At 65.0% G+C, this 17,687-nt stretch carries 18 protein-coding genes; 9 read left to right on the top strand and 9 right to left on the bottom strand.

Annotated features, from left to right (window positions below):
- Positions 1-105: 105 nt before the first annotated feature.
- Entirely contained in the window at positions 106-594 is a 489-nt protein-coding gene (locus M2334_RS07310) for a GFA family protein (RefSeq protein WP_264587369.1), read from the bottom strand.
- 193 nt (positions 595-787) lie between these two features.
- Between M2334_RS07310 and M2334_RS07305 the strand changes: the two genes are divergently transcribed.
- Entirely contained in the window at positions 788-1,684 is an 897-nt protein-coding gene (locus M2334_RS07305) for a bestrophin family protein (RefSeq protein ID WP_264587370.1), read from the top strand.
- Between the two features lie 119 nt (positions 1,685-1,803).
- Positions 1,804-2,508, top strand: coding sequence for a transcriptional repressor LexA (lexA, locus tag M2334_RS07300; protein ID WP_264573061.1), 705 nt, complete (start codon positions 1,804-1,806; stop codon positions 2,506-2,508).
- 24 nt (positions 2,509-2,532) lie between these two features.
- On the opposite strand, the gene M2334_RS07295 is transcribed toward lexA, so the two are convergent.
- Positions 2,533-4,626, bottom strand: a complete 2,094-nt coding sequence (locus tag M2334_RS07295) for a ComEC/Rec2 family competence protein (RefSeq protein ID WP_264605117.1) — start codon at positions 4,624-4,626, stop codon at positions 2,533-2,535.
- A 92-nt stretch (positions 4,627-4,718) separates the two neighbouring features.
- On the opposite strand from M2334_RS07295, the gene gltX reads away from it, so the two are divergent.
- Both gltX and M2334_RS07285 read left to right on the top strand, forming a co-directional pair.
- On the top strand, positions 4,719-6,176 hold the full coding sequence (gltX, locus tag M2334_RS07290; protein WP_264594336.1) for a glutamate--tRNA ligase: 1,458 nt from the start codon (positions 4,719-4,721) through the stop codon (positions 6,174-6,176).
- 18 nt (positions 6,177-6,194) lie between these two features.
- Positions 6,195-7,481, top strand: coding sequence for a citrate synthase (locus M2334_RS07285; protein ID WP_264570636.1), 1,287 nt, complete (start codon positions 6,195-6,197; stop codon positions 7,479-7,481).
- 107 nt (positions 7,482-7,588) lie between these two features.
- Here the strand turns inward: M2334_RS07285 and def are convergent, their stop codons facing one another.
- The gene (gene def / locus M2334_RS07280; protein WP_264594335.1) at positions 7,589-8,119 is read right to left on the bottom strand and encodes a peptide deformylase; all 531 of its coding nucleotides are present in this window, start codon (positions 8,117-8,119) and stop codon (positions 7,589-7,591) included.
- A 103-nt stretch (positions 8,120-8,222) separates the two neighbouring features.
- A complete protein-coding gene (gene recR / locus M2334_RS07275; RefSeq protein WP_264595382.1) occupies positions 8,223-8,819 on the bottom strand; it encodes a recombination mediator RecR in 597 nt (198 codons plus the stop codon).
- Between the two features lie 65 nt (positions 8,820-8,884).
- Here recR and fmt point away from each other — a divergent pair, with 65 nt between their 5' ends.
- From fmt to M2334_RS07260, 3 genes are all read left to right on the top strand, one after another.
- Complete coding sequence (gene fmt, locus M2334_RS07270) at positions 8,885-9,793, top strand: methionyl-tRNA formyltransferase (RefSeq protein WP_264588364.1); 909 nt, start codon at positions 8,885-8,887, stop codon at positions 9,791-9,793.
- A complete protein-coding gene (gene truA / locus M2334_RS07265; RefSeq protein WP_264587375.1) occupies positions 9,790-10,539 on the top strand; it encodes a tRNA pseudouridine(38-40) synthase TruA in 750 nt (249 codons plus the stop codon). Before fmt ends, truA begins: the two co-directional genes overlap by 4 nt.
- A 79-nt stretch (positions 10,540-10,618) precedes the next feature.
- A complete protein-coding gene (locus M2334_RS07260) occupies positions 10,619-11,074 on the top strand; it encodes a hemerythrin domain-containing protein (protein WP_264587376.1) in 456 nt (151 codons plus the stop codon).
- A 6-nt stretch (positions 11,075-11,080) separates the two neighbouring features.
- Here M2334_RS07260 and M2334_RS07255 read toward each other — a convergent pair whose 3' ends face one another.
- On the bottom strand, positions 11,081-12,334 hold the full coding sequence (locus M2334_RS07255) for a pyridoxal-dependent decarboxylase, exosortase A system-associated (protein WP_264587377.1): 1,254 nt from the start codon (positions 12,332-12,334) through the stop codon (positions 11,081-11,083).
- Positions 12,331-13,875 (bottom strand): AMP-binding protein, encoded by a 1,545-nt coding sequence (locus tag M2334_RS07250; protein WP_264594334.1) that lies wholly within the window; start codon positions 13,873-13,875, stop codon positions 12,331-12,333. Before M2334_RS07250 ends, M2334_RS07255 begins: the two co-directional genes overlap by 4 nt.
- A 143-nt stretch (positions 13,876-14,018) precedes the next feature.
- Here M2334_RS07250 and M2334_RS07245 point away from each other — a divergent pair, with 143 nt between their 5' ends.
- Together M2334_RS07245 and M2334_RS07240 are read left to right on the top strand one after the other, a co-directional pair.
- Positions 14,019-14,324, top strand: coding sequence for a phosphopantetheine-binding protein (locus tag M2334_RS07245; protein ID WP_264572267.1), 306 nt, complete (start codon positions 14,019-14,021; stop codon positions 14,322-14,324).
- A 180-nt stretch (positions 14,325-14,504) separates the two neighbouring features.
- Positions 14,505-14,801: a hypothetical protein gene (locus M2334_RS07240; protein WP_264594333.1), complete on the top strand. Its 297-nt coding sequence runs from the start codon at positions 14,505-14,507 to the stop codon at positions 14,799-14,801.
- Positions 14,802-14,912: 111 nt separating this feature from the next.
- On the opposite strand, the gene trxB is transcribed toward M2334_RS07240, so the two are convergent.
- The 3 genes from trxB to M2334_RS07225 all read right to left on the bottom strand — a co-directional run bounded on the left by trxB (position 14,913) and on the right by M2334_RS07225 (position 17,677).
- Positions 14,913-15,884 carry a thioredoxin-disulfide reductase gene (gene trxB / locus M2334_RS07235; RefSeq protein ID WP_264575604.1) on the bottom strand — a complete coding sequence of 324 codons (972 nt, stop codon included), beginning with the start codon at positions 15,882-15,884 and terminating at the stop codon, positions 14,913-14,915.
- Positions 15,885-16,047: 163 nt separating this feature from the next.
- Positions 16,048-16,794 carry a peptidase gene (locus M2334_RS07230; RefSeq protein ID WP_181559951.1) on the bottom strand — a complete coding sequence of 249 codons (747 nt, stop codon included), beginning with the start codon at positions 16,792-16,794 and terminating at the stop codon, positions 16,048-16,050.
- A gap of 43 nt (positions 16,795-16,837) precedes the next feature.
- Complete coding sequence (locus tag M2334_RS07225) at positions 16,838-17,677, bottom strand: transglutaminase family protein (protein WP_264605116.1); 840 nt, start codon at positions 17,675-17,677, stop codon at positions 16,838-16,840.
- Between the last annotated feature and the right edge of the window lie 10 nt (positions 17,678-17,687).

The raw sequence follows: 17,687 nt of genomic DNA, 5'->3' as shown, positions 1-17,687 counted from the left end.
CCGTATCCGGACAGGCAGGTATTTTTAAGCCGCACCGGATAGCTGACGTTCTCACCGTCAACCCAGCCTGATGACCGCCCCTGGAAGCGTCCCGCCCGAACCGTCCTACTCAATCCATAGCCCATGCGCCCGGTGCCAGTCTTCCAGCCCCTCGTCTGGATAGCCGTCGAAGCACTGGTCATCCGACCCGATCTGCGGCTCGACCCAATTCGCCTTTGATCCGAGCATCATGTGCACCAGCGACGGCGGCTTGGGCAAATCGCTGTCGATCGCGGAAGCGAAAGGGTGGAGCAGGTCGGGATACTCCGGGCTGAACACCCAGAGCGCGCTCGCACAGGCGGGGCAGAAGTGTCGCTCGCCGGTGCTGACGCGGCATCCGCCTTCGCCATCGTCCAGCGTAGCGTGATAGACGGCGGTCTCGCCTTCCACCTTGAGCGTGCGCTTGTCGGCGTGGAGATTGATGGCATAGCCGCCACCGCCGGCGGTCTTGCGGCAGATCGAGCAATAGCAACGCAGAAATGGCACCGGCGCGTGGCTGTCGACGGAAAAGCGCACGGCGCCGCATCGACAGGAACCTTCGAGCTTGAGGGGCATGGCACAGTCCTCCCTTGTGATCGTCTCTCAAGCTGAACCGCTGCCCTCCCCGCCGGTTCCCTCAGCGTCCATCGCGCGCTTCCCCTTGCGGCCACTTAATCCTTGATCTGCGCGCGCATCCTCCGCATGGCGAGCGCGCCCGGTGCCCGGCCCATGTCCGGTGGCCGCGTGCCCTGGCAGGAGATGTCCGCCCGTGATCGTTCGCAACCGCCTTGGCTTGCTCGAAGTGCTGTTCGCCTACCGCGGCACGATCATGCCGCATATCCAGCATCGGCTGGCGGGCATCGCCGTGGCCAGTGTCGCGGCCATTCTCGCGGCCCGCGCCTGGCCCGGGCTGTTCGCGCAGATCAGCGGCATTCCATTCGCGCTGATCGGCCTGTCGCTCTCTATCTTCATGAGCTTCCGCAACAGTGCCTGCTATGATCGCTGGTGGGAGGGCCGCAAACAGTGGGGTGCGCTGATCATCGCGAGCCGCTCCTTCGCACGGCTCACGTCCTCGCTGCCTGAGGAGGAGCGCGCCCCGCTGCTCCGCGGCGTCTGCGGCTTCACCAACGGTCTTGCAGCCCGCCTGCGTCAGCACGACGAGGCTGCCGCCATCGGCCGGTGGGTGAACGATGGACCATGGCGCACCTCCCCGAACCCGACCGACACGGTGCTTTATGAGATGGGCGCACATTGCCTACGCCTCGCAGCCGACGGGCAGATCAACCCCATCCACCACTCGCTCATCGAGGGCCAACTCAAGGCGCTCAGCGATGTGCAGGCGGCCTGTGAACGGATCGCCAGCACGCCGGTTCCGTTCACCTATTCGCTCATCCTCCACCGTACGACCTATGTCTTCTGCCTGTTGCTGCCCTTCGCCCTGGCTGGTTCGCTGGGCTGGTGGGCCCTCATTCCGGTGCTGGTGGCGAGCTACACCTTCTTCGGGCTGGATGCTTTGGGCGATCAGCTGGAAGACCCGTTCGGCTATGATCCCAACGATTTGCCGCTCGATGCGATGACGCGGACGGTGGAACGCGAAATGCTCGCCCGCCTCGGCGCGACCGACCTCCCCGCACCCATCGCGCCCGATCAGCACATCCTGACCTGATCGCTCGCTAGCGCAAGGCTAGAGCGCACCGAAACCTGAGATATTTGGCCGATCCGTGTTGACGCGGCTCGATTCGTTTCCTAAACGTTCTCCGTCCGTTCCATATTGGGGAACCACTCATGTTGACCGCCAAGCAACAGCAACTGCTCAGCTACATCAAGCAGCATCTCGATCAGGGTGGCGTCTCGCCCAGTTTCGAGGAGATGAAGGAGGCGCTGGACCTCAAATCGAAGTCCGGCATCCATCGGCTGATCAGCGCGCTGGAAGAGCGCGGCTTCATCCGCAGGCTGCCCAATCGTGCGCGGGCGCTTGAAATCCTCAAACTGCCCGATGGTATGCCCGTGGCGGAGCGGACGGAAGAGCCGGCGGCGGCCACCAACGTGACCCCGCTGCGCAAGGCGGCCACCGCGCCGGCGCGGACGATCTCCATCGCCGCCAATGACGTGATCGAAATTCCGCTGCATGGGCGCATCGCTGCCGGTCTTCCCATCGAGGCGATGGAGAGCGACACCATGTTGCCGGTCCCGGCCGCGTTGCTGGGCGCCGGCGATCATTACGCGCTAGAAGTCTCCGGTGACTCGATGATCGAAGCAGGGATTTTTGACGGTGACTTCGCGCTGATCCAGCGGACCGAAACGGCGCGCGATGGCCAGATCGTCGTGGCCCTCATCGACGAGAATGAAGCGACGCTCAAATATTTCCATCATGACGGCCGCAAGGTGCGGCTCGATCCTGCCAATCGCGACCATGAGCCCCAAACCTATGAGGCGCGGCAGGTGCGCATTCAGGGCCGGCTCGCAGGGCTCTTGCGGCGCTATAACTGAGGCGGGCGATATGGGACGCCGGCTCTAGCGCGAACTAGTGCTCACGATCCAGGGATGGCGGCTGCGCGGGTCGTGGCCCGGCACGATCTCCCGACTGTCGAGCAGGATCAGTGCACCGCCCATGGCATTCAGCGCAGGCCGATCCAGCTTTGCCCAGCGCGGCACACATCCCGGCGGCAGGCGCCGGTCAGCGATCACAAGATCGGCCTGCGCGCAGGCGGCCACCAACTCGGGATAGGGAACGAGCAGGCGCGAGCGACTGATCAGCAGGTGAACCGGCGGCTGGCCGGTACGGCCCGGCAATGTCATCGCGCACATGTCCCGCGTGCATCGCGTGTCCGGCGCCTGCGTCAGGGACGCAAACTCACCGTCATAGGCGCTGGCCTCGGCCAAAGTGGTACGAACATAATCCCCGCTTCGGTTCCGCAACAACGCCATGCGCCCATCGCCCAGGCGCACCGCCACATGATGACCATCGGCGGTGACCAGCACATCGGCGGACGGCGCTAGAAATGTCAGGAAAAAGCCGAGCGCCGCCAGAGGCAGGCCCCACCATCGCAGCGCCGTGTGCCAAAGCATCAGCCACAAGAGGCCGATCATGGCGAGCGCAAAGGCCAGTCCGCTGGAGACGGGCAGCGACAGCGTGGCAAAGGGCTGACTGGCGACAGTATGCGCAATCCAGAGCAGGAACTTGAGCGCCACGCCGACAACCCACCAGACCGGCGCCCCCAGCCCCACAGCGTCGAGTAGCAGCGCGAGCACTTCGGCCGGCATCACCACGAAACTGGTCAGCGGAATGGCAATCATATTGGCCGCAGCGCCCAGCAGGCCGGAGCGATGAAAATGAGCGAAGGCAATCGGCGTCAGCACCAGTTCCACCAGCAAACCTGTCGCCAGCAAGGCGCCGAGGCTGCGGGTCCAGCGCTTTATCCGCCCCTCGTCGCGTCGCTCGAACAGCCGCCGTGCAGGCGGATATTCGTAAAGCGCCACGATGGCGGTCACGGCCATGAAGCTCATCTGAAAGCTGGGGCCGATGACAGCCTCCGGCCAGAAGATCATCACGATCAGCGCGCCGGTCGCGATCAGTCGCAGCCCGATTGCCTCGCGGCCCAGAGCCATGCCCGCGATCACCAGCAGAGCGGCAATGCAGGAGCGGATCGTCGGCACCTGCGCCCCGGTGAACACAGTGTATCCGATGCCCGCCGCGCCGCCCACGCAGGCGGCGATCATCAGCACCGGCCAGCGCAGCGCAAGGGTCGGCGACAGCGCAAGCAGACTGACCATGATGAGAATCACGCCGCCGATCAGCGCGGAAACGTGCAAGCCACTGATCGAGAGCAGATGGGCAAGCCCGCTGCGCCGCATCGCGTCCGCATCCGCCTCGCTGATCCAGTTCTGATTGCCCGTGGCGAGCGTGATCGCAATCGTCCCTTCCGGCCCCGGCAACCGCGCGGCGATGTGGTGGGCGAGTGTCGCGCGCGCATCCCCGCCAGCGGTTGCCGCATCGATGCGCTGCACTTTGCCGAGTGCCCGCCCGGTAGCGCCGAGGCCGGAAAAATAGGCCGCCCGCGCAAAATCATAAGCGCCCGGCAGGGCAGCCGGTGCAGGCGGCATCAGCCGCGCGCGTAGGGCAATGCGGTCGCCAGCGGCAATCTCTTCGCCCATCTGATCGGGCGCCGCGTTGATGCGGACCCGCGCCGGCAGGTCAGGGCGGGACAGCGGCGCGACCTCCAGCCGCACCAGTCCCCGGGCAGCCAAGGGCGTTGCCGAGAGGACTCGAGCCTCCATCTCCACCACCGCGGCGCGCGAAAGTGGCGGCTGCGCCACGAGCAGCGCTTTGGCCCAGATCAGCAGACAGCCCGCCGCCAACAGCACCGCCCCGATGGCCAGCGCAGCAGGCAATCGCCCTCCGCGCCCCACGGCGCCAAAGGCAGCGGCGGCGCCCAGCCAGAAGGCGATCCACGCCATCCACTGCGGTGGCGCAGGCAGCGTGAACCAGGCGATAATCCCGGCGCCCAGCAGGATCGGCACCCACAATGGCAGTTGCGCCCGCTCAGCCTCCAGCACCGATTCCGCTCGCGCATGAAGCCGTCCCAACCAGACACTGCTGCGGCGCAACAACGGTATTTGTCGAGCCGGAAAAGGCGTGCTAGGGGCATTCTCGTTCACTAGGAAACCCACCCGCGACATAAGGGAAAAGCAGGCATAGCGTGGCAGAAGGACGGAAACAAACAGGCACGGTCGTCACCCGCTTTGCCCCCTCGCCTACGGGATATCTCCACATTGGCGGCGCACGCACGGCGCTGTTCAACTATCTTTTCGCCCGTCACCATGGCGGCAAGTTCCTGCTGCGCGTCGAGGATACCGACCGCGCCCGCTCGACCGAATCCGCGATCGAGGCGATCTTCGACGGCTTGAGCTGGCTGGGCCTTGCAGGCGATAATGAACCGGTCTTCCAGTTCGCGCGTGCGGCACGCCATGCCGAAGTCGCCAACGCCCTGCTCGATGCCGGCCATGCCTATAAATGCTTCGCGAAGCCCGAGGAGCTGGCGGCCCTGCGCGAGCAGCAACGCGCCGAACGTCAGCCGATGCGCTACGACGGGCGCTGGCGCGACCGCGATCCAGCCGAGGGCGGCGATGCCCCCTATGTCATTCGCCTGAAGGCGGCCCGCGAGGGCGAAACCGTCATCGAGGATGCCGTGCAGGGCCGTGTGGTCGTGCAGAATGCCGAGTTGGACGACATGATCCTGCTCCGCTCGGACGGCACGCCCACCTATATGCTCGCCGTCGTTGTGGACGATCACGACATGGGGGTCACTCATGTGATCCGTGGCGATGACCATCTCAACAACGCCTTCCGCCAGCTCGGCATCATTCGCGCGATGGGCTGGCCCGAGCCGGTCTATGCGCACATCCCGCTGATTCACGGGCAGGATGGCGCCAAGCTCTCCAAGCGACATGGCGCCATGGGCGTCGATGCCTATCGTGACGAGCTGGGCATGCTGCCCGAGGCGGTGAACAACTATCTGCTGCGACTCGGCTGGGGCCATGGCGATGATGAGATCATCAGCCGCGAACAAGCCGTCGAATGGTTCGATCTGCCCGGCGTGGGTCGCTCGCCGTCTCGATTCGACCTCAAGAAGCTCGAAAATCTGAACGGCCATTACATTCGCGAGGCCGATGAGGGTCGCCTCGCTCTGCTCGTCGCCGAGCGGATGGATCCGCTGGACGACGATGCCGCGGCCCAGGCCCGGCTGCACCAACTTGCGGCGATCATGCCCGCGCTCAAGCCCCGCGCCAAGACGCTGCTGGAGCTGACCGACGGCGCCGCTTTCCTGTTCGCCAAACGGCCGCTCGCGGTCGAGGAGGCTGCCGCCAAGCTGCTCGACGAAAATGCCCGAGCTCTGCTCGGCACGGTGGTCGAGCAACTGCGGGCGCTGCCCGACTGGTCACTTGAGTCGCTTGAGGCGGCCATCCGCGCGATCGCGGAAGAGGCAGGCCTTGGCCTTGGAAAGATTGCACAGCCACTGCGCGTTGCTTTAACGGGACGGACAACGTCGCCCGGTATCTTCGACGTGCTACTCCATCTTGGTCGGGACGAAACCTTGGGCCGCCTGCAGGATCAGGCCGGACTCCTTCAGGCTTCCGGGTCCGGACCACAAATTTGAGCAATAAGGGGTGAAGGAATGAGCGACAGCACAGTCAAAATGACCGTCGAGGGCAAGGATCTCGAATGTAAGGTCGTCGAAGGTTCCGTCGGCCCCAAGGTCATCGACATTCGCAAGCTCTATGCCCAGACGGGCATGTTCACATATGATCCCGGCTTCACCTCAACGGCGAGCTGCGATTCGGCACTGACCTATATCGATGGCGATGAGGGCGTGCTCCTTCACCGCGGCTATCCCATCGATCAGCTCGCGGAGCAGTCGAGCTTCATGGAAGTGGCCTATCTGCTGCTGCGCGGCTCGCTCCCCTCCAAGGACGAGTTCGAGCTGTTCGAGCGGACGATCACGCGCCACACGATGGTGCACGAGCAGCTATCCACCTTCTTCCGCGGCTTCCGTCGCGATGCGCACCCCATGGCGATCATGTGCGGCGTGGTCGGCGCGCTGTCCGCCTTCTACCACGACTCCACGGACATCACCGATCCGCACCAGCGGATGATCGCGAGCCATCGCCTGATCGCCAAGATGCCGACGCTCGCGGCCATGGCCTACAAATATTCGGTCGGCCAGCCCTTCGTCTATCCGAGCAACGACCTGAGCTACACCGGCAACTTCCTGCGCATGACCTTTTCGGTCCCGGCTGAGGAGTATGTGGTCGACCCCGTCGTCGAAGCGGCGATGGACAAGATCTTCATCCTGCATGCCGATCACGAGCAGAACGCCTCCACCTCGACCGTGCGCCTCGCCGGTTCCTCGGGCGCCAATCCGTTTGCGTGCATCGCGGCGGGCATCGCCTGCCTATGGGGCCCGGCGCATGGCGGCGCCAACGAAGCGGCGCTCAACATGCTCCGCGAGATCGGCACCGTGGATCGCATCCCGTCCTACATCGCCCGCGCCAAGAACAAGGACGATCCGTTCCGCCTGATGGGCTTCGGCCACCGGGTGTACAAGAATTACGACCCCCGCGCTAAGGTGATGCAGGCGACCGCCAAGGAAGTGCTGGACAAGCTGGGCGTCAGCGACCCCATCTTCGACGTCGCCCGCGAGCTGGAGCAGATCGCGCTGCACGACGAATATTTCATCGAGAAGAAGCTCTACCCGAATGTGGACTTCTACTCGGGCGTGATCCTGTCGGCGATCGGCTTCCCGACGGACATGTTCACGGTGCTCTTCGCCCTCGCCCGCACCGTCGGCTGGGTCGCGCAGTGGAACGAGATGATCTCGGACCCAGAGCAGAAAATCGGCCGTCCCCGTCAGCTCTACACCGGCCCGACGCAGCGCGATTATGTCCCGATGGACAAACGCTGAGCCTCAGCTGGCTTATTCATGGATTAGAAAAAGGGGCGCCCGAAGCGCCCCTTTTTTCTTGCCGATCAAATTAGAAAACCAAGCCGCGCAGCAATGGGCGCGGAAGCTCAGGCCGCTTTGCGGGTCTTGGCGAGCTTCTTGAGCAGCATGTCCCGCTTGAGCCGCGACAAATGGTCGATAAAGAGAATGCCTTCGAGATGGTCCATCTCGTGCTGCAGGCAGGTCGCGAGCAGACCTTCCAGCTCTTCCTCATGAATCCGGCCCTGCCGATCCATCCAGCTGGCGCGGATGCGCGCGGGCCGCTCGACCTCGGCATATTGGTCCGGCACGGAGAGGCAGCCCTCATTGTAGACCGAGCTTTCCGGGGAACCGTCGAGAATCTGCGGATTGATGAACACCAGTGGATTCTTGACCGGCGGTGCGCCTTCCTCCTCAGACTCGGGCTCCTGCAGATCGATGACCAGCACCCGCTTGGGCACGCCGACCTGAATGGCCGCCAGCCCAATGCCCGGCGCATCGTACATGGTGTCGAACATGTCATCGATCAGCGTCTGCAAATCATCGTCGATCGCCTCGACGGGCGTCGAAATCGTCCGCAGAATCGGGTCCGGGGTCTCAAGGATCGGTCTAATGGCCATGGTGTCCAGATATGAAAGCCAAGGCGTGAGATCAAGCCGTTGTTAACGCTTTGTTCCGATCAGGCTGATCGAACGCGGCAGGATCTGCCCGCGTATCCGCCCCTCAACCGATCGGCCGCCGCGCCCGCAGCGCCTGCGCCAGCGTGCCCTCATCGAGATAATCGAGTTCGCCCCCGACGGGCACACCATGGGCCAATTGTGTCAGCCGTACCGGGTAGGACTCCAGCCGCTCGGCGATGTAATGGGCGGTCGTCTGCCCCTCCAGCGTGGCGTTCATCGCCAGCACCACTTCATCAATGCCGCCATCGGCGACGCGTTGGACAAGGCTGGCGATCGAAAGGTCTTCGGGCCGCACGCCATCCAGCGCGGAGAGCCGCCCGCCCAGCACATGGAACCGTCCCGGGAACAGGCGCGACTTTTCCAGCGCCCAGAGATCCGCCACATCCTCCACCACGCACAAAGCGCGGGCATCGCGGCGAGGATCGGCGCAGATGGCGCAGGGATCGATGGTATCGACATTGCCGCAGACCGAACAATGCACCATCCGCTCACTCACGCTTTCCAGCGCCCGCAGCAGCGGGACCATCGCCGCGTCGCGCCGCTGCAGCAGGTGCAGCACCGCCCGCCGCGCCGAACGGGGGCCAAGGCCGGGCAGCCGGGCAAGCGCCTGCGTGAGCGCGTCGATCTCTGGCGAGGACATGACTGCCAAATAAGGGCTTGCGCTGCGATGATACAAGCGTTTCAGAGGGCCACATGAAAGAGCCTTTGCGGATCGTCTTCATGGGAACGCCGGATTTCGCGGTGCCGACGCTCGATGCGCTGACCGCGGCCGGCCATTCCGTCGTGGCGGTGTATACGCAGCCACCCCGGCCGGCAGGTCGCGGCAAGGCGCCTCGCCCGAGCCCGGTGCAAGCCAGAGCGGAGGCGCTGGGCCTGCCGGTGCGAACGCCCCTCTCCCTGAATGACCCGGCGGAACAGGAGGTCTTCGACGCTTTCGAGGCGGACGTCGCCGTGGTCGCCGCCTACGGGCTGATCCTGCCGATCCCGGTCCTCCACGCCCCACGGCTCGGCAGCCTCAACGTCCACGCCTCTTTGCTCCCGCGCTGGCGCGGCGCGGCACCGATCCAGCGTGCCATCCTCGCAGGCGACGAGCGCACCGGCGTCACCATCATGGCGATGGCCAAGGGTCTCGATACCGGGCCGATGCTGGCAAAGGTCAGCACGCCCGTGGACGAGAAGACCGCTGGCGCGCTGACCGATGAACTGGCGCATGTCGGGGCCGCGTTGATGGTCCAGGTGCTCGATCAGATCGGAGCCTATCCGCCGATCGTCCAACCCGAGGATGGGGTGACCTATGCGGCCAAGATCGACAAGGCGGAGAGCCACCTCGATTTCACCGCCGGGCCGGTCGCGGCCGAACGGCAGGTTCGCGCCTTCAACCCCGCCCCGGGCGCATGGTTCGCGCACAAGGGCGAGCGCTACAAGGTTCTGGCTGCCTCAGTCGATGCTCGGCCCGGCCCCGCAGGAACCGTGCTCGACGCGGGCCTGCTGATCGGATGCGGCGAACAAGGCTCGCTGCGCCCCACCCTCATCCAGCGCGCCGGCAAGGGCGCCATGGCCACCGCCGATCTGTTGCGTGGCACTGCCATTCCGGCTGGCACCCTCTTGGAATGACCCGCTTCGCTTTCACGGTCGAATATGACGGGCGACCCTATATGGGCTGGCAGCGCCAGGCCCATGGCCCGAGCGTGCAGCAATGCATCGAGGAGGCGTTGGGCCGCATCGCCGGCGGCGCGCCGATCGTCCATTGCGCCGGGCGCACCGACGCGGGTGTTCATGCCCTCGGCATGCGAGCGCATGTCGATCTGGACAAGGCGATCACGCCTTTTCGCCTGATGGAAGCGCTCAATGCCCATCTGCGGCCCGAGCCGATCGCCATTCTGACCTGCGAAATCGTGCCGGAGGATTGGCACGCCCGCTTCTCCTGCGTCGCGCGCGCCTATGAGTATCGCATCCTTAACCGCCGCGCGCCGCTCACCTTCGAGAGCGGCCTTGTCTGGCGTGTGCCGCAGGTGCTGGACGCCGAGCGGATGCACGAGGCCGCGCAGGCACTGGTCGGCCGACATGATTTTACTACCTTCCGCTCCGCGCAATGTCAGGCGGACAGCCCCCACCGCACCCTCGCCCGCCTTGATGTCGTGCGCATCGGCGAGCGCATCACCGTTCACGCCAAGGCCCGCAGCTTCCTTCATCATCAGGTCCGCTCGATGGTGGGCTGCCTTGCCTTGGTCGGCACGGGCACATGGTCACCCGACGACCTCAAGGCGGCGCTGGACGCGCGCAATCGCGCCGCGCTGGGGCACAACGCCCCGCCGGACGGCCTTTATTTCATCTCGGCGGACTATCCCCTAACCGCCTGACAACACATTGTTAAAGCTCCCGGGCGCAGATTGGATGCTCAGATGGACATGCGAGCGGTGTCGCGAGGCAGGCTAAGACATGGAATTGGGGTATCTTCAGGCTGAACATATGGCGCTGCTCGATCTGTGCCAGCAAGTCACGAGCCCGGCGGCGCAGCGATCCGGCGCGGAGGTGGGCGAACTGATCGCGGTGCGCAGCAAGTTGAACCGCATCTTGATCCGCCATCTGGCCAAGGAGGATAAGCACGTCTATCCAGCCCTGCGCGCCAGCGGCAACGGCAGGATCGCCACGCTCGCCTCGCAATATCATGCGGAGACCGGCCATCTGGGGGATCTATGGGCCGATCTGATGAAGGCCTGGCCGGACTGTCGGATTTTCCAGGAACCCGAGGCGTTTCGCGCCGCCCTCCGGCCCGCGCTGGAGGCTTTGGTCGACCGCATCCAGAGGGAAGAGCAGATGCTTTATCCGGCCTATCTGGAGTCGCAGGGCCTGAGTGGGATCGGGATTGCGCCCGATCAGGCATCAGCCGCCTGACGGGCATCAATCCTCTTCGACCAGCAACTCGCGGGCCGGGGCATGGCCCAGGAAGGCCGCCGGACTGGCGCTCGCGCCATAGGCGCCGGCCATGAACAGCGCGACGAAATCGCCGACCGCGACAGGCGGGAGCACCACGGCATCGCCGAGCCGATCCAGCGGCGTGCAAAGGCAACCGACCACATGGACTGGCTCACTCACTGGCGACTCATCGAAGCGGTTGGCCAGGGCAATCGGGTAATTGCGGCGGACCACGGTGCCGAAATTGCCGCTGGCCGCGAGCTGATGGTGTAGGCCGCCATCCACCACGGCGAAAGTCTCTCCTCGGCTTTGCTTCACGTCGATCACGCGGCTGAGGTAAATGCCGGCTTCCGCCACCAGAAAGCGCCCCAGTTCAAGCGCGAACCGGCTCTCGCGCAGCATCGCGGGGCGGTCGGCCAGCAGACGATTCAGCCCGTCGCCGATGATGGAGAGGTCGAGTGGCACGTCACCGGGGAAATAGGGCACCCCGAAGCCACCGCCGAGATTGACCAGCGGCGGGCTTGCCCCCACCTCATCGGAAAGGCGCGCGACAAGCTCCATGGTGGCCGACTGGGCCGCAACGATGGCCTGCGCATCCAGCGACTGCGAGCCGGCAAAGACATGCCAGCCGCGCCATTCCGCTCCTGCGGCGATCAGGTGGCGGGTCATTGCGGCCGCACGATCGGCATCCAGGCCGAAGGGCCGCGCGCCGCCGCCCATCCGCATGCCCGAGCCTTTCAGCTCGAAATCGGGATTGACGCGCACCGCGAGCCGGGGCCGGACATTGGCGCGTGCAGCCAGCGCGAGTGCGCGCTCGGCCTCGCCTTCCGACTCCAGGTTGATCGTAACGCCCGCCGCAAGGGCGTCGTCCAGTTCCCGGTCGGTCTTGCCCGGTCCGGCAAAGCTGATCCGGCTGCCGTCCACCCCGGCTGCCCGCGCCATTTCCAGTTCTCCGGCGGAGGCAATGTCGAACCCGTCCACCAGCTCCCCCATGAGTGCGAGAAGCGGCGCGAAGGGATTGGCCTTCATCGCATAATGGAGATCGACCCCAGCCGGCATGGCCGCCCGCAGGGCCGCTACGCGCTGGCGGAGCTTGCCGGCGTCATAGAGAAAGGCCGGCGTTTCCCCGATCTGATCGATCAGCGCGGCCACGCCCTGTCCGCCGACCAGCAGCATGCCGCCCTCGCTCTCATAACCGGGCGGGATCGGCCCCATCGGCTTGGGCTTGAGGGGCGTCATGCGCCGCCCTCCCCGGCAAGCGCGGCGAGCGCCACGCGATCGATCTTGCCATTGGGGTTACGCGGCATCTGCGCCAAAATCCTGATCTCCGCCGGTTGCATGAAATTGGGCAGCGTCTGCCGCAACTGCGCGGATAGACGCTCGCCGAGCGAGCCGCGATCGGTCTCGCATAATGCCGCTTCCGCCCGCACGAACAGCACGATGACTTGGCCGAGGCGCTCATCCGCGCGACCAAGCGCACAGGCTTCGCCCACGCCAGCGACGGCCACCGCCGCCTCCTCCACCTCGCTGGGGCTGATGCGATTGCCGGCGCTCTTGATCATCGCGTCGTCCCGGCCGACGAAGCGCAGCAAGCCCTCGCCATCGCGCACCACGGTGTCGCCGGACCACACCGCCATGCCACCATAGGTAGACGCTGCCGGCGCCGGCCTGAATCGCTCCGACGTCCGTGCTGCATCCTGCCAATAGCCTTGCGCCACCAGCGGGCCGCTATGAACCAGTTCGCCTGGCTCATCATCGTCCGTCAAAGTGCCATCAGCCCGCACGACGAGCACTTCCGCGTCCGGTATCGCCTGGCCGATACTGTCCGGGTGGCGATCCAGCAGGTCGGGAGGGAGATAGGTGGAGCGAAACGCCTCGGTCAGCCCATACATGGCGAACACGTCCACACCGGGGAATGTCTCGCGCAAGCGGGCGATCAGCGGACGGGTGAGCGTCCCGCCGCTGTTGGTGAGGCGGCGCAAGGCAGCGCGCGCCTCTGGTGGCCAGTCGATCTCGGTCAATTGCACCCAGAGCGGCGGGACGCCGGCCAGCGTCGTGATGGCGTGCCGCGCTGCGACTTTCGCGACCTCCCGCGGCAGCAGATAATCGAGCGGCACCGCGCATCCGCCGGCCCACCATGTCGAGAGCAGCTGGTTTTGCCCATAGTCAAAGCTGAGCGGCAGGAGCGCGAGGGTACGGTCCGTCGCGTCGAGACCGAGGTAGCGGGCCACTGACCGCGCGCCAATCATCAGATTGGCGTGGCTGAGCATCACGCCCTTGGGTCGCCCGGTCGATCCCGATGTGTAGAGAATCTCGGCGAGATCGTCAGGGCGTCCCGTGCCGGGCGGCAACGTCGCGGCGTCCGCATCTTCAATCACACCGAGCAGCGCGGCCTCTTCCACGCGCGCCACAGCCTCAGCCAGATCGCCTGGCTCCAGCGTCCCCAGCCGCGCGGGCTGTGAGATCAGTATCGCCGCGCCACTATCCCGCACGATATGGGCAACCTGCGCCCGCTTGAGCAGCGGATTGATCGGCACATAGATATGCCCGGCCCGCACCACCGCCAGAGGCAGCAGCGCCGCGAGAAGGCCCTTGGGCAGCCACGCCGCCACCCGACTGCCGCCGGACGCGCCTGCCCCCTCGAGACGCGCGGCAAGATGGTGCGCGAGCCGCCCCACCAAATGCTCCATCGTCGCATAATCGATCGCGCCGAACTTGCCCGCCAGAGCAATGGCGGTCGGATCGCCCTGCTGCGTCAGATGGTCGAGGGGCGGTAGCATCCCCCGCCCATATCATGTTCTTTCAAGGCATGAATAGGCGCGCGCATTGAGAACGTGGATCGGCCGCAACAGTCGGACAAGATCGGCCCGGCCCCGCATCGCCATGCTTTCCAAAATGATATCGACCCGTTAGGGGCCCGATGATGCAGACCAGCCAGGATCGAGAGGGCAATGGCGCCTCCAACAGCGCGGCCAGCGATGCGTTGCGCGCATCGCTCGTGGATGTGCTCGGGCTCTCCCCGCAGCGTGTCGATCTGTTCGACGCCGACACGGGTCTGTTCGGGTCGCTGCCGGAACTGGATTCCATGGCTGTCGCCACCTTGCTGACCGATCTTGAGGATCGGCTCGATATCGTCATCGATGATGATGATGTGGATATGGACAGCTTCGAGACATTCGGCAGTCTGGCCGCCATGCTGAGCCGCAAACTGGACAGCCGCGCCGCCTGACAGGCGTACTCCGTATCCGCTTTTCGCACGTAGCGCTGCACCGCGTCATCGGTTTGCATCAAATGCAATCGCTCCGCCGCTTTTTGCGTTTGTGAGCCATGGTGCAGCGCAGCACTATGACCACGGAAGAACATGGGATGCCGAGCAAGGCTCTTTTGCAACTGACAAAGGAGACTGTTCGTGAAAAATGCTTTTTTTGCCGCCGCACTGCTTTCGTTTGCCGTCGTCACACCCGGCCACGCGAAAGAGGCTGAGAAGACCTTCACGCATGAAGGCGTCAGCTACACCTACACCGTCACCGAACTCGGCGACAGCCGCCGGGTGATCGAGGGCCGCGCAACGCCCGGCTCGACCTTCCGTCTCACCGTCGCCAAGGGCCGCGTGGTCGGCAGCGCCAACGGCATGCCGGTATCCTTCCGCGTGAAGGATGCGGTCCTGCTGAACGAGACGCCGCTGACCAAGGTTGCCTCGCGCTAATCGCGACACGTGACCCGTCTGGGCTCGCGCTCAGGCTCAAGACAAAGGAAAGCCGGGCAGACCTTCGCGGTCGCCCGGCTTTTCACATTCTAGTTCACCGTGATGCCGCGATCAGGCCGGCACATGCTCGCGCTGCGATTCAAAGTCGGCTTCCGCGAGGAACCGCTCGGCATCCAGCGCCGCCATGCAGCCCATGCCCGCAGCCGTCACGGCCTGACGATAGATTTTGTCCGTCACGTCGCCCGCCGCGAAAACGCCGGGAATGCTGGTGCGGCTCGTACCCTTCTCAACAACCAGATAGCCTTCATCGAGCGGCAGCTTGCCCTCGAACAGCTCGGTTGCCGGCTTGTGACCGATGGCGACGAATGCGCCATCCGTCTCGATATGGCTCTTCTCGCCCGTCTCGGTATCGACCAGATCGACGCCGACCAGACCTTCCGGATCCCCACCGCCGACAAAACGCTCGACGGCCTTGTTCCAAACCACCTTGATGTTGGGATGGGCAAACAGGCGATCCTGCAGGATTTTTTCCGCGCGCAGACTGTCGCGGCGGTGGATCAGCGTCACGTCATGGCTGTGATTGGTGAGGTACAGCGCCTCTTCGACTGCGGTGTTGCCGCCGCCGATCACCACCACCTTCTTGCCGCGATAGAAAAAGCCATCGCACGTGGCGCAGGCCGAGACGCCCTTGCCCTGCAGCAGATGCTCGCTCTCCAGCCCCAGCCACTTGGCCTGCGCGCCGGTCGCGATGACCAACGTGTCGCCATAATATTCGGTGCCGCCGTCGCCAGTCAGCTTGAACGGGCGCTTGCTGAGGTCGACGTCGACGATCTGGTCGTACATCATCTGCGTACCGACATGCTCGGCCTGCGCCTGCATCTCTTCCATCAGCCACGGGCCCTGAATGACCTCGCGGAAACCGGGATAATTCTCGACATCGGTGGTGATGGTCAACTGGCCGCCCGGCTGCATCCCCTGCACCACGATCGGCGCCATGCCGGCGCGCGCGGCGTAGATGGCGGCCGAAAGACCGGCCGGCCCGGAACCGAGAATGATCATGCGCGAGCTGTGCGTGGCGGTCATGGGTCGATGTCTTCCTTCGCGGACGGATAGGTCAAATCGTCGCCAGCGCTGCCTGGCGAACGTCATTCGCATTTAGGGTTTGTGGCGCGGAACTCAATGCTCGGCGGACGAGGTTGCCCTTCAAATCGCCCCTCCTCTGAAGATGAGGGGCTAAGATTAGGCACTATGATCCCGCGCCGATCATCGAGGGCAGCGAATCGAAGCCGGACTTCAGCACCTCGCCCCATTGCCGGGAAATGGTCGAGAATTCCGGGTCGTCTGCTTCGATTCGGCGACGGACGCTAAACTCATATTGATCGCGGGGGATGATGCTCAAATCGAGCGGCATCCCGACCGACAGGTTGGAGCGCAGCGTCGAATCCATGGAGACGCACACCGCCTTGGCGGCATCCGAGAGCGACGTGGTCGGCTTGATCATCCGGTCAAGGATCGGCTTGCCATATTTGTGTTCGCCGATCTGGAAGAAGGGCGTGTCCGCCGTCGCTTCGATGAAATTGCCCTGCGAGTAAACCAGGTACAGGCGAGGCTTGCCGCCCTTGCGCTGCCCGCACAGCAGGATGCTGGCGCTCAGCGATGGGCTGGTGCCGCTCATCCCCTCGCGCATTTCCTTCTGAACGGCCTTCATCGCCTCGCCGACCAGATGCGCGGCGCGGTGCATGGTGGCGCAGTTCAGCAGGGTCTCGACCTCGGGATTGTCGACCGCGTCCTTCATGGCGCGGGAGAGCTTGGTGCGCACTTCCTGCGTGACTGAGAGGCTTCCAGAACACAGCAGCGCAATCGCCCGCTCGCCGGGGCGCTCATAAGTGAAGGTCTTGCGGAACATGCCGATGTTATCGAGCCCGGCATTGGTCCGCGTGTCAGAGAGCATCACCAGGCCGGCCTCGACCCGCAATGCCACGCAATACGTCATTTTATGCCCCTTTTTCATGCCCGCATTGAGCCGCCCGCCCGACTCACTGTTGCGTCTGGGATTGTGCGGTATCCTCAGATGGCAGACTGGCAATCTGCACGTCGTGCGACAATGCGGTTTCGCCCCCTGCGATCATCACGCCCCGAATCGGCGCGGCATCTGCGGCATCAAGGCCACAGCACAGGCGCACATGCCCCTCCACCGGGCAGAGGCCCAGGGTAATATCGAACCCGATCCAGCCCAGCCCCTCTACCCAGGCTTCCGCCCAGGCATGGGGCTCATGATCGCTATCCGGCCGTTCGTCGTCCCGCAGATAGCCGACCACATAGCGGGCCGGGATCAACAGGCTGCGCGCCGCCGCGATGAAGACATGCGCCTGATCCTGACACACGCCCGACTTCTGGGCAAAGGCCTGGGCGGCCGTGGTTTCCATGCTCGTGCTGCCGGATCGATATTCGATCTCCTCGTGCACCAGATCGGACAGGGCATGAAGGCTGGAGAGCACGCCCTCCTCCCGCCGCGCGCGCTGGGCCAGATCGGCAATCGCCGCGTCGATCTCGGTCAGCGGTGTTGCGCGCAGGAACAGCTGGGGCCGTACCGCGCCATCGGCCGGCTTGAGCACACCGGCGCAATCGACGGTCCGCACTGTCCCTTCTGACAGGATGGTGACGCTGTCGACGCGGCCGGGCGCACGCCACACGGCCTCGGCATCGCCATAACCGTTGACGATCCAGCGTTCGATGGGCTGGCCGTTCGCTGTCACCGTCCATTGCTCGACGGTTTGCGCGTTGCTGGTCGCCGGCAGCAGGCGCAGGCGCATGACCACGCCGCCAGCCTCCTCCTCATACCGATAGACAGTCTCGTGACGGATCGTGATCCGCATGGCCCGGTCG

Source organism: Sphingobium sp. B11D3D, from assembly GCF_025961755.1.
Classification (GTDB): Bacteria; Pseudomonadota; Alphaproteobacteria; order Sphingomonadales; family Sphingomonadaceae; genus Sphingobium.
Note: the sequence above shows the minus strand (reverse complement) of the source record. Positions and strands in the feature narration are given on the sequence as shown.

Coding starts and splice junctions, on each gene's coding strand:
- def (WP_264594335.1), bottom strand. CDS start 8,119: ATGGCCATTAGACCGATCCTTGAGACCCCGGACCCGATTCTGCGGACG.
- M2334_RS07260 (WP_264587376.1), top strand. CDS start 10,619: ATGGAATTGGGGTATCTTCAGGCTGAACATATGGCGCTGCTCGATCTG.
- trxB (WP_264575604.1), bottom strand. CDS start 15,884: ATGACCGCCACGCACAGCTCGCGCATGATCATTCTCGGTTCCGGGCCG.
- M2334_RS07230 (WP_181559951.1), bottom strand. CDS start 16,794: ATGACGTATTGCGTGGCATTGCGGGTCGAGGCCGGCCTGGTGATGCTC.
- M2334_RS07255 (WP_264587377.1), bottom strand. CDS start 12,334: ATGACGCCCCTCAAGCCCAAGCCGATGGGGCCGATCCCGCCCGGTTAT.
- M2334_RS07310 (WP_264587369.1), bottom strand. CDS start 594: ATGCCCCTCAAGCTCGAAGGTTCCTGTCGATGCGGCGCCGTGCGCTTT.
- M2334_RS07285 (WP_264570636.1), top strand. CDS start 6,195: ATGAGCGACAGCACAGTCAAAATGACCGTCGAGGGCAAGGATCTCGAA.
- truA (WP_264587375.1), top strand. CDS start 9,790: ATGACCCGCTTCGCTTTCACGGTCGAATATGACGGGCGACCCTATATG.
- M2334_RS07250 (WP_264594334.1), bottom strand. CDS start 13,875: ATGCTACCGCCCCTCGACCATCTGACGCAGCAGGGCGATCCGACCGCC.
- lexA (WP_264573061.1), top strand. CDS start 1,804: ATGTTGACCGCCAAGCAACAGCAACTGCTCAGCTACATCAAGCAGCAT.
- M2334_RS07225 (WP_264605116.1), bottom strand. CDS start 17,677: ATGCGGATCACGATCCGTCACGAGACTGTCTATCGGTATGAGGAGGAG.
- M2334_RS07245 (WP_264572267.1), top strand. CDS start 14,019: ATGCAGACCAGCCAGGATCGAGAGGGCAATGGCGCCTCCAACAGCGCG.
- recR (WP_264595382.1), bottom strand. CDS start 8,819: ATGTCCTCGCCAGAGATCGACGCGCTCACGCAGGCGCTTGCCCGGCTG.